Here is an 11,808-nt window from a genome sequence, read left to right on the forward strand (position 1 = left end):
GTCATGTTCGCAATGCGCGTGCGACATCTTCAGATGTGATGCCCCAGGCGGGGCATCCAGTACGCCGCGGCCCTCGGTCGATTACTGCTGTCTCCGGAATACTGGATCGTCCGCCTTCGCGGACGATGACAGCGGAGAGTGTCGGCGATGCGCCAAGCGCGGCGCTCCGAACTGCGCAGCCCCTACGCCGCCGCTGCCGTGACGACCTGGGCGAGCAGTTGCTCGCGCCTGGTCTGCGAGCGCTGGCCTTTCATGGTGGCGGCGAAGCGCTCCAGAATGCCGTCCTCGAACGCGGTGACGATGGTGTCATGGACGTAGCTGCGGCGGCAGATCGCCGGCGTGTTGGTGAGCTCGTCGGCCGCGGCGCGAATCGCTTCCAGGATCTGCTTCTTGCGGCCGCGTTGGCTGGCAGCCGGAGTCACCCGCGACAGCGTCTCCAGTGCCACCGCGGACGCCATCAAGGTGCGGAAGTCCTTCAACGAGATCTTGATGCCGGCGATCTCGCGCAGGAACGCGTTCACCTGGGTAGTCGAGACCGCACGCACGATGCCTTGCGCATCACGGTACTGGAACATACGCTTGCCCGGGACGCCGCGCAGGATGCCGAGCGCCCGCACCAGCTTGGTGGCGTCGCATTCCTTGCGCACCGCCTTGCCGCCCTTGCCCTTGAAGGTCAGCACGAAGGAATCGTCTTCCAGCGTGACGTTGGATTTCAACAGCGTGGTGGCGCCGCGGGTGCCGTGCATCCGCATATAGGATTCGTTGCCCGGCCGGATCGCCGTGCGCGCGATCAGCTCGATCACGGCGGACAACGCGAACTCCCGCGTCGGTTCCTCGCCGGCGAGATGCTTGTTCACGGCGCGGCGAATCCGCGGCAGCGCGGCGACCAGCTTGGCCAGCCGGTGTGCCTTGCGCTGCTCGCGCACCTTCTCCCAATCGGAGTGATAGCGATATTGCAGCCGCCCGGCGGCATCGACGCCGACGGCCTGCAGATGCGAGTTCGGATCGGGCGAGTAGCGCACGTGGCGATAGGCCGGCGGCATCGCCATCGCCTTCAGCCGGCGGATAGTGCTGACGTCCCGGACCGTGGTGCCGTTGGCGCGCGTGAAGCTGTAGCTTTTGCCGCGCTTGACCCTCCGGATGGTCAATTCGGCCTGCTCGCCGAGCGTCAGGCCGAGTTCCTCGGCCAGCTCCTCGACGGAGGTCTTGGCGGCCGGCTTGGCCTTGAGGTCTTTCAGGGTGAGCTTGCGGCGGGGTGGATTGGGCGGCCATTGGCCGAGTGCCTTCGCAAGCGCGACGTCGGGATCGGCGGAGCCGGGCCGGACGGCCTCAAAATTCTGCTGATCCATCATTGCCTTAGACGCCCTGCGTGCTGCTTTATCCGCTTAATGCCCCCGACTGACGTTTGGTTCCTGCGGGGTTATCCACACCTTAGTCGCGACATAGGAGGTTCTTATCCCCTTGGCGAGTCCCCAATTTCAGGCGTTCCGGTTTTTAGATACCATTCATGCCAGCCATTCCCCGGTAACCTTGACCGGGTCTGGCCGGGAGCTGAGCAAAACACGCACAACCAGGACTTGCGATTGCTTGACCAACCGCAAGGCTCAGCTCCCGCCGAAGGTTCTACTTGTCCATGCTTGTCCGGCTCGGCTAGGCGGACGCATAGTGAGACAACGGCGACGGCCAGCGATCAACGCGTGCGCAGGCCGCATTGTGGAGGGTAAAAATGTCCGAAAAGATTTACGATGTGCCGGCCGCGTGGAGCAAACGCGCCCTCGTCGATGCCGCTAAGTACAAGGCGATGTACGCCCGCTCGATCTCCGACCCGAACGGCTTCTGGGCCGAGCAGGCCAAGCGTCTCGACTGGATGAAGGCGCCGCACAAGATCGAAAACACCTCCTACACGCCCGGCAACATCTCGATCAAATGGTTCGAGGACGGCGTGCTCAACGCCGCCTACAACTGCATCGACCGTCACCTCCACAGCCGCGGCGACCAGACCGCGATCATCTGGGAGGGCGATGACCCCTCGGAATCGAAGCACATCACCTATCGCCAACTGCATGACGAGGTCTGCAGGATGGCGAACATCCTGCGCACGCGGAACGTCAAGAAGGGTGACCGCGTCACCATCTACATGCCGATGATCCCGGAAGCGGCCTACGCGATGCTGGCCTGCGCGCGGATCGGCGCGATCCACTCGGTGGTGTTCGGCGGATTCTCGCCGGATTCCCTCGCCCAGCGCATCAAGGACTGCAAATCCAACATCGTCATCACTGCCGATGAAGGCCTGCGCGGCGGCAAGAAGGTGCCGCTGAAGGCCAATGTCGATGCGGCGCTGAACAAGGTCGAGGGCGTCGACTGGGTGGTCGTCGTCAAGCGCACCGGCGGCAAGGTCGAGATGAACCCGACCCGCGACCTCTGGTACCACGAGGCGGCCGCATTGGTGACGACGGAGTGCCCGGTCGAGCACATGCATGCCGAGGACCCGCTGTTCATCCTGTATACGTCAGGCTCGACCGGCCAGCCCAAGGGCGTGCTGCACACCACCGGCGGCTATCTGGTCTACACCTCGATGACGCATCAATACGTCTTCGACTATCACGACGGCGACGTCTACTGGTGCACGGCCGATGTCGGCTGGGTCACCGGCCACAGCTACATCCTCTACGGTCCGCTGGCCAATGGCGCCACCACCTTGATGTTCGAAGGCGTGCCGAACTACCCGGACAATTCGCGTTTCTGGAATGTGATCGACAAGCACAAGGTCAATATCTTCTACACCGCGCCGACCGCGATTCGCGCGCTGATGCAGTCCGGCGACGCACCGGTGACCAAAACCTCGCGCGCATCGCTGCGCCTGCTCGGCTCGGTCGGCGAGCCGATCAATCCGGAAGCCTGGGAATGGTACTATCGCGTGGTCGGCGACTCCAGGTGCCCGATCGTCGACACCTGGTGGCAGACCGAGACCGGCGGCATCATGATCACGCCGCTGCCGGGCGCGATCGCGCAGAAGCCAGGCTCGGCGACGTTGCCGTTCTTCGGCGTGGTGCCGGAGATCGTCGATGCCGAGGGCAAGCCGCTCGAAGGCGAGGCTACCGGCAATCTTTGTATCACCAGGTCGTGGCCGGGGCAGATGCGCACCGTCTATGGCGACCATGTCAGGTTCGAGCAGACCTATTTCTCGACCTACAAGGGCAAGTACTTCACCGGCGACGGCTGCCGGCGCGATGCCGACGGTTATTACTGGATCACCGGCCGCGTCGACGACGTCATCAACGTCTCCGGCCATCGCATGGGCACCGCCGAGGTCGAGAGCGCGCTGGTCGCACATCCCAAAGTCTCGGAGGCCGCGGTGGTCGGCTATCCCCACGACATCAAGGGCCAGGGCATCTACGCCTATGTGACCCTGATGGCCGACATCGAGCCGACCGAGCAATTGCGCAAGGAGCTGGTCGCCTGGGTCCGCGCGGAGATCGGCCCGATCGCCTCGCCGGACCAGATCCAGTTCGCGCCCAGCCTGCCGAAGACGCGCTCCGGCAAGATCATGCGCCGCATCCTGCGCAAGATCGCCGAGGACGAGCCGGGCTCGCTCGGCGACACCTCGACGCTCGCCGATCCCGCCGTGGTCGTTGACCTCGTCAACAACCGGCAGAACCGCAAGGACGAGAAGCACGCGTAGAACGTCACTGAATATGCCGAAGTCGCGCCCAGCCGTTTGGTGCGCTCCCTCCTCCCGTTCTTACGGCGGCGCGACGAGCTTCGCTCGCGCTGGGAGGGTTGGGGTGAGGGACAGACGCTTGCTCAGTTCGAATTGTCGGACCTGTGCTTCCTCACCCGGATGTCATCTTCGATGCCATCCGACCTCTCCCCGCATCCGCCGTCGCTCTTCGAGCTATGGCGGACAAGAGCGGGTCTAGGTTAAGACAAGCCTGCTCACGCCGATGTTAATCAATGCAGCGCCGGTGCGGCGGTTTTGCGTACCGGTGTTGTTTCCAGGTCATTTACTTTGATCGCGACATTTACTTTCCTCCTCGTCAGGACGTACCTGCAGGCGGACCCGGACAACCATCCGGTGAGCGGGAGTCCGTAAAATTGCGGCCAAATCACGCGGGTGATGGATCCCTACAGGGTTGTTGGGTGCCGTTTGCGTCCACAGGGGCGAAACGCGGCGCCGGGGCAGACGAGGCGAAGCGATGATGTTGAAGGGGATTGCGGTGGCCCTGAGCGCCACCTTCGTGGCGTCGATGACGATGACGGCTGCAATGACGGCGCCGGCTCTGGCGCGGCCCGAGTTGGTCGCGACCCAAAGCGACTATTCGCCGGGTACGATCGTGGTCAGGACCGGCGAACGCAAGCTCTATCTGATCCTGAATGACGGCCACGCCATCCGCTATCCGGTCGGGGTCGGCAAGGACGGCAAGCAGTGGGCGGGTATCCGACAGATCGACGGCAAGTACAAGAACCCGGCTTGGGGGCCGCCCCCCGAGGTCAAGCGCGACAAGCCGAATCTGCCGGACGTGATCCCCGGCGGCTCGCCACGCAATCCGATGGGCGTGGCCGCGATGACGCTCTCCGGCGGAGCATATGCCATTCATGGCACCAACGTGCCGAACTCGGTCGGCGGCTACGTCTCCTACGGCTGCATCCGCATGCTGAACACCGACATCACCGATCTCTACGATCGCGTCGCGGTGGGAACCAAGGTGGTGGTCACGCGCTGATGCGTCGCATCAAGGATCGAAATCGCAGCAAGCTGCGCGCGTGCGCAGCTTTTCCCGCGGTAATATCAAACGATACAACTTCCAGTAGTTTTACCGGTATGCTTATTTAGGTTGTATTTAGCTCTATGGCGCCAACTCGCGTGCAGGGAATCGCGAGGGTTTTGGCACCATGGTGCAGTTCAATTTTCGTATCGGCACGAAGCTCGGTCTGACCGCAGCAATCGGCGTCGTGCTGGTCGGCGGCATGCTCGGCAACCAGATGCTCGGCAACGGGTCGATTGCGGAATCCAACCGCCTGGTCATCATCAACTATCTCAACAAGGGCAATGCGCAGTCGACGCAGACGGCGATGGCGCGCGCGCAGCTTGCTGCTGTCGAGATCGGTACCGCGTCGTCGATCGAGGAGGTCGACAAGAGCCTTGGAGCTCTCCGCACCGACGTGGCTGAAGCCGGTACGGAGATCGACGCCGCGACGGAACGGGCAACGCGGAAGGTGACCCAGGACGGCTATCGCGAGACGAAGAAATTCGCGGAGGCTTATCTCGCCAGTGCCGTCGAACTGGCGGCGGCGCAAAAGGCCGTCATTGGCGCTGCCGCCGGCGGTGCCAAGGCCGCGGCCGAAGCCGCGAAGGCGAGCATTCTCGCCGAGCACATGCGCCCGGCGGCGCAGGAAGTCAGCAAACGCATCGACGATCTGGTGCGTGTCGCCGACCAGATGGCGGCGCGCCGCAAAGGCGAGTTGCTGGCGGAACTGGATCGCGTCGCCACCTTCGCATTCGTCGTCGGCGTCTTCGTCATGCTGATGCTGATCGGCTCGGCATTCTTCTCGGTCCTGAACATCGCCCGCCCGATCCGCCGCATCGGCGAGGTGCTGTTGGAACTGGCGAGCGGGAACAAGGCCGTCCAAATTCCGTATGTCGACCGCAGCGATGAAGTCGGCGACAACGCCCGCGCGGCGAAGACCTTCAAGGAAAATCTGGTTCGCATCGAGCAGATGGAATCCGAGCAGAAGGATCAGGAGGCCGCAGCCGCCGCACGGCGGAAGGCCGACATGATCAAGCTTGCCGACGCCTTCCAGGCTGCGGTCGGCGGCATCGTCACCTCGGTGTCCTCCGCATCCCATCAGCTGGAAGCTGCCGCCGGCACGTTGTCCGGCAACGCGAGTCAGACCCAGCAACTGTCCGGAATGGTCGCCGCGGCGTCCGAGGAAGCCTCCACCAATGTGGGCGCAGTGGCTTCCGCGGCGGAGGAGATGAGCGCGTCGGTGACCGAGATCGGCCGCCAGGTCCATGACTCCAGCCGCATTGCCGGCGACGCGGTTCAGCAGGCGCAGCGCACCGACAGCCGCATCAATGAGCTACTCAAGGCAGCCGGGCGCATCGGCGACGTCGTCAAGCTGATCACCGCGATCGCCGAACAGACCAACCTGCTGGCGCTCAACGCCACCATCGAGGCCGCGCGCGCCGGCGAGTCCGGCCGCGGCTTCGCCGTGGTCGCCAGCGAGGTCAAGGCGCTCGCCGCCCAGACCGCCAAGGCTACCGAAGAGATCGGCACGCAGATCGCCGGCATGCAGGCCGCGACCCAGGATTCGGTCGCAGCGATCAGGGAAATCAGCGCGACCATCACACAGATCTCCGACATCGCGACCACCATCGCCGCCACCGTCGAGGAACAGGGCGCGGCGACCACCGAGATCGCGCGCAATGTCAGCGAGGCCGCCAAAGGCACCGCTGAGGTCGCCGAGAAGATCACGCACGTCAATCAAGGTGCCCGCGCCACCGGCGCAGCGTCAGCCCAGGTGCTGGCGTCTGCCCGCTCGCTCGCGACCGAGAGCAGCAGCCTCAAGGCCGAAGTCGAGAATTTCCTCAATACCGTGCGCGCCGCCTAACGCAGCGCGAACCCCGGAGCCGCGGCCAACGCGTCGACGCGAACGATGGCGGCTGCGCGCTCGGCATCAAGAAACTCAAACCAAGAAAAAGGAGTGCCTATGAATACGGACATGACATCAGCCGATGCCGTGGAGCGGTTGGCCGATCTGATCAGGCGTCAGGATCCGTCGCTCGACACCATGCTGCTTTCGCCAGTCGGCGCATTCCAGAGCAGGACCGTCACCCTCGAAACCTTGACGCGCGAAGTGACGGAGCGCCTTGCCGAGAATTTTCGCCATCGCCCGGCGCACGACTTCCCGATGCTCTATTTCGCATGCGGCAAGGCCCGGGTCGGATCGACGGCGCTGAGCAACCTGTTCGGCATGACAGGCATGCCCTCCTACTACCAGCCGCTGAAGGCGATGCTGCGCGACGCGATGGTCGGCCAAGCGCTGACGCCCTGGGTCACGCCGTCCGCGGCCGACCAGCCTTGCATCTTCAGCAAGGAAACGATCGGGCCGTATGTCGTCGCGGAGAGCCTGTTCAATCCGCTGCAGCTGTTGATCGAGGCCGGCTATCCGCGACATCGGCTGCGCCTCATCGCGCTCGATCGCGAGCCGGCGAGTGCGCTGGCGTCGTGGCTCGACAAGCTGATCTCGCGCGCGCCGGCAGATACGTTGCTCGCGCATTATGTCCTGGCCGCGCTCAGCGCCGCTCGGGTTGCAGACTATGCCAAGCAACAGGGTGTTTCAGTGACGCATTATGTTTATGAGGCAAGCAAGGAGCCCCTGTCGTCGGTTCGCGTCCTGTTCGATCGCATTGGTCTGTCCGGCAGCTTCACCGAAAACGCCGTGACGTCCTGGCGGGAGCCAGGGCAAGCGCAGATGAACAACGCATGCGTTATTTTTCCGAGCGAAGCGGCTGTTTACAAAGTGCCCAATCTCCACACCTCTGATAGCGCTTATCGCTACCAGCGGCGTGCAACGCTCTCGCTGAGCGAAGCCCAGCTGGACCTGCTGGAGCGCTGCGGGGTCAACAAGGTTTATCGCGCCGCGGTTGCGGCCTGCGTTCGCGATCTCGGCCTCACCTCGGCGACGTCGGAACGCCTGTTCGGCGACAAGATCGGGACCGCCGCATGAGCACATCAGAGCTTCCGACCATGACGGCCCCGTCGCTCGCTCCCTGCTGCAATGACGCGCCGCGCGGCGCCAGCAGCCACCTCAAGCGCCTCGAAGCGGAAAGCATTCACATCTTCCGCGAGGTCGCGGCCGAATTCCGCAAGCCGGTGATGCTCTACTCGATCGGCAAGGACTCCTCGGTGCTGCTGCACCTGGCGATAAAGGCCTTCCATCCGGCCAAGCCACCATTTCCGCTGCTGCACATCGACACCACCTGGAAATTTCGCGAGATGATCGCGTTTCGCGACCAGCGGGCGCGCGAGTTGGGCCTGGAGCTTCTGATCCACACCAATGCCGAGGGGCTCGCCCAGGGCATCGGCCCGTTCAGCCACGGCTCGGCGCTCTACACCGACGTCATGAAGACCCAGGCGCTGCGGCAGGCGCTCGATCTGCATCGCTTCGATGCCGCGATCGGCGGCGCAAGACGGGATGAAGAGAAATCGCGCGCCAAGGAGCGCGTCTTCTCCCACCGCAGCACGGCGCACCGCTGGGACCCGAAGAACCAGCGGCCCGAGCTGTGGAGCCTCTACAACACGCTGCTCGCGCCCGGCGAGAGCATGCGGGTGTTCCCGCTGTCGAACTGGACCGAGCTCGACATCTGGGAATACATAGAGGTCGAGAACATCCCGATCGTCCCGCTCTACTACGCGGCGATGCGGCCGGCTGTCGAGCGCGACGGGGCGCTGATCATGGTCGACGATAACAGGATGCCGCTGCTATCAGGCGAAGTGCCGCAACTGCAATCGATCCGGTTTCGCACCCTCGGCTGCTATCCGCTCACGGGGGCAACAGCGTCGACGGCGGCAGACCTACCGGCGATCGTCAGGGAGATGATGGCCTCGAAGACATCGGAGCGGCAGGGCCGCATCATCGACCGCGACAGCTCGGCATCGATGGAGCGCAAGAAAGTCGAGGGCTACTTCTGATGGCTTTGCTGGAAGCGACTTTGAACGGCGGTCACGCCACCGCGTCCGTTCACGACGACAAGCCGACATTGCGTTTCGTCACCTGCGGCAGCGTCGACGACGGCAAGAGCACGCTGGTCGGGCGGCTGCTCTATGACTCCAAGATGCTGCTCGACGATCAGCTCGATACCCTGACCTCCGACAGCAAGGTTTCCGGCACCGCCGGCGCGCAGCTCGACTTCGCGCTGCTGGTCGATGGCCTGCAGGCGGAGCGTGAGCAAGGCATCACCATCGATGTCGCCTATCGCTTCTTCGCGACCCAGCGCCGGCGGTTCGTGGTCGCCGACACGCCTGGTCACGTGCAGTACACCCGCAACATGGCGACCGGCGCCTCCAATGCCGATTTGGCCGTGGTGTTGGTCGACGCACGCAAAGGGGTGATCACGCAAACCCGTCGCCACGCCCACATTCTCGGCCTGCTCGGCGTTCGTCATGTCGTGCTGGCGGTCAACAAGATGGATCTGGTCGCGTTCGATGCCGATCGCTTCACGGCGATCGCAGTCGCATTCCGCATGCTGGCCGAGCGGCTCGGCATTCACGACGTCCAGTGCATTCCGGTCGTGGCATGCGACGGCGACAACATCTTCATAGCGAGTACGCGGATGCCCTGGTACAGCGGGCAGACGGTGATGGACTATCTCGAATCCATCGACGTCAGCGGCGGCATCCAGGAGCGGCCGTTCCGGCTCGCGGTGCAATGGGTCAACCGGCCGAACGCGAATTTTCGCGGCTTCTGCGGGCGCATCGCCAGCGGAACAATTCGGCCCGGCGATCCGGTCAGCGTGCAGCCCTCGGGCCGCAGCAGCCATGTCGCCGCCATCGTTACGGCTGATGGAGAACTCGATCACACGACCGCAGGCCAGTCGGTGACGATTGTGTTGACCGACGAAGTCGATGCCAGCCGCGGCGACGTGCTGACATCGCGCCAACTGCCGATCGTCTCGGACCAGCTCGGCGCGCATCTGGTGTGGTTCGATGACGAGGCGATGCTGCCGGGCCGGAGCTACGTGCTGAAATCCGGCACCTCGTCCGTCGGCACGGTCATCTCGACCTTGAAGCACCGCGTCGCGATCGACACCATGGCACAGCAGGCCGCGACCACGCTCGAAGCCAACGAGATCGGTTGCGTCAATCTCAGTCTCGATCGGCCGCTGGTGTGCGAGGCCTATCGCGACGACCGCGAGCTCGGCAGCTTCATCCTGCTCGATCCGATCACGCGCCGCACGGTCGCGGCCGGCCTGATCGATTTCTCGCTGCGTCGTGCCGACAATATCCGCTGGCAGACGCTCGACATCGACAAATCAGTACGGGCCCGCCTGAAGCAGCAACGACCCTGCGTGCTCTGGTTCACCGGGCTCAGCGGCGCCGGCAAATCGACCATCGCCAATCTCGTGGAACGGCGCCTCTGCGAGCTCGGACGCCACACCGCATTGCTCGATGGCGACAATCTGCGCCACGGCATCAACCGCGATCTCGGCTTCACTACGGAAGCGCGGGTCGAGAACATGCGTCGGGTCACCGAGATCGCGAGCCTGTTCGTCGACGCCGGCCTGATCACGCTGGTGTCGCTGATCTCGCCGTTCCGGTCCGATCGCGACATGGCGCGCGCTAGGCTCGATGGGGGCGAGTTCATCGAGATCCACGTCGCAACGCCACTTCAGGCTTGCGAGAGCCGGGATCCGAAGGGACTCTACCGCAGGGCCCGGGCGGGTGAGCTGCCGAACTTCACCGGCATCGATCAGCCCTATGAGCAACCGGCCGCCGCGGAGATCACCATCGACACCGCCACGATGTCGGCCGATGCCGCTTGCGAACTGATCGTCGCCTACCTGCGTCAGCACCACTATCTGTGACCGCGTGACGTCGTCTCCGGCCACCGGAGACGACGTTTGCGCCTCAGAAATCTGAAGCGATACCCTTGCGCTCCCAATCGCCGTAGCGCGTAGGTTCCGGCCCTTTAGGTCCCTGCAACTCCCTAGGCATCTTTTCGGCATGCTCGGCGGATGCACGTCTCCGTGCGTCCGCCTCGGCAAGCGCCCGCTGGGCCGCCGCAGCGAGCACCTTGCGCGGCTGTTCCGTGGCCGCAGTCCTGGACGAATCGTCGCTCATCTTGTCATTCCACCGTTGCACCGAGCTGCGTCAACCTCTTCAGATCGCGTGCCGATATGCCGAAAGCCAGGGCTAAAAAGTTCGGCAAGGTTTCTTACATTTGGCATATTCTCGTGACAGAGGTCCCGCTGCTCTCATGGCATGCGCCGGATCGTCGCGGAACTGCCTTCTTCCTGCGAGTGACTTTCCAGCATGCCCCCACCGCGATATGCGACCCCATCCGAAGTGCCGGGCCTGCAGGCGCGGCGAATCGCGGCTGACGTGATCGATGGGGTCCTTCACAAGCATCGCACCCTGGACGATCAGCTCGACGGTACCGGCGCGCATCCCGGGCTGAAGCAGCTCGCCGACCGCGACCGCGCGCTGATGCGCCGGCTGGTGGCGACGACCTTGCGTCGCCTCGGCACGCTCGGCCACGTGCTGTCCCGGCTGCTCGATCGCGGCATTCCGACCGATGCGCCGCGGGCGCAGAGCGCGCTGCTGATCGGCGCGGCACAGATCCTCTGGATGGATGTGCCGGATCACGCGGCGGTCGATCTGTCGGTGCGGTTGGTCCAGGCTGACCGGCGTGCCGCGAAATATGCCGGGCTCGTCAACGCCGTGTTGCGCCGTTGCGCGCGCGAAGGCGCGGGTCTGGTCGAGGAGGTCAACGGCCATGCGCTCGATATCGCGCCCTGGCTGCTCAAACGCTGGACCGCCCATTACGGCGAGGCGACTGCCAAGGACATCGCGGCCGCGCTCGGCCACGAGCCGTCGCTGGATCTGACCGTCAAATCCGAGCCCGAGCAATGGGCTAGTCGCCTGCATGGCGAGACGCTGCCAACCGGCACCGTGCGGACCTTGCTGCATGGCCCGGTCACCATGCTGCCGGGCTTCGCCGAAGGCCAATGGTGGGTGCAGGACGCCGCGGCGGCGTTGCCAGCGCGGCTGGTCGGCGACATTGCGGGCCGGCATGTCGCCGACC

The 11,808-nt window shown here is 64.4% G+C and carries 9 protein-coding genes; 7 read left to right on the forward strand and 2 right to left on the reverse strand.

All coding sequences use genetic code 11. From position 1 onward, the window contains the following. Positions 1-182: 182 nt before the first annotated feature. The gene (locus WA702_RS09170; protein WP_425110204.1) at positions 183-1,352 is read right to left on the reverse strand and encodes a DNA topoisomerase IB; all 1,170 of its coding nucleotides are present in this window, start codon (positions 1,350-1,352) and stop codon (positions 183-185) included. A 374-nt stretch (positions 1,353-1,726) separates the two neighbouring features. Between WA702_RS09170 and acs the strand changes: the two genes are divergently transcribed. The 6 genes from acs to cysC all read left to right on the forward strand — a co-directional run bounded on the left by acs (position 1,727) and on the right by cysC (position 10,588). Beyond that, entirely contained in the window at positions 1,727-3,682 is a 1,956-nt protein-coding gene (acs, locus tag WA702_RS09175) for an acetate--CoA ligase (RefSeq protein ID WP_425110205.1), read from the forward strand. A gap of 517 nt (positions 3,683-4,199) precedes the next feature. Continuing rightward, positions 4,200-4,724 carry a L,D-transpeptidase family protein gene (locus tag WA702_RS09180; RefSeq protein ID WP_425110211.1) on the forward strand — a complete coding sequence of 175 codons (525 nt, stop codon included), beginning with the start codon at positions 4,200-4,202 and terminating at the stop codon, positions 4,722-4,724. Positions 4,725-4,893: 169 nt separating this feature from the next. Then, complete coding sequence (locus WA702_RS09185) at positions 4,894-6,612, forward strand: methyl-accepting chemotaxis protein (RefSeq protein ID WP_425110206.1); 1,719 nt, start codon at positions 4,894-4,896, stop codon at positions 6,610-6,612. 99 nt (positions 6,613-6,711) lie between these two features. Then, positions 6,712-7,731, forward strand: coding sequence for a sulfotransferase family protein (locus tag WA702_RS09190; RefSeq protein WP_425110207.1), 1,020 nt, complete (start codon positions 6,712-6,714; stop codon positions 7,729-7,731). A gap of 20 nt (positions 7,732-7,751) precedes the next feature. After that, a complete protein-coding gene (gene cysD, locus WA702_RS09195) occupies positions 7,752-8,696 on the forward strand; it encodes a sulfate adenylyltransferase subunit CysD (protein ID WP_425110212.1) in 945 nt (314 codons plus the stop codon). Further along, complete coding sequence (gene cysC, locus WA702_RS09200; protein WP_425110208.1) at positions 8,696-10,588, forward strand: adenylyl-sulfate kinase; 1,893 nt, start codon at positions 8,696-8,698, stop codon at positions 10,586-10,588. Before cysD ends, cysC begins: the two co-directional genes overlap by 1 nt. A gap of 43 nt (positions 10,589-10,631) precedes the next feature. On the opposite strand, the gene WA702_RS09205 is transcribed toward cysC, so the two are convergent. Beyond that, on the reverse strand, positions 10,632-10,844 hold the full coding sequence (locus WA702_RS09205; RefSeq protein WP_425110209.1) for a DUF1674 domain-containing protein: 213 nt from the start codon (positions 10,842-10,844) through the stop codon (positions 10,632-10,634). 192 nt (positions 10,845-11,036) lie between these two features. Here WA702_RS09205 and WA702_RS09210 point away from each other — a divergent pair. Then, positions 11,037-11,808, forward strand: a 772-nt coding sequence (locus WA702_RS09210) for a transcription antitermination factor NusB (protein WP_425110210.1), incomplete at its 3' end; no start/stop codon positions are given.

This window comes from Bradyrhizobium sp., from assembly GCF_049798375.1.
Lineage (GTDB): Bacteria > Pseudomonadota > Alphaproteobacteria > Rhizobiales > Xanthobacteraceae > Bradyrhizobium.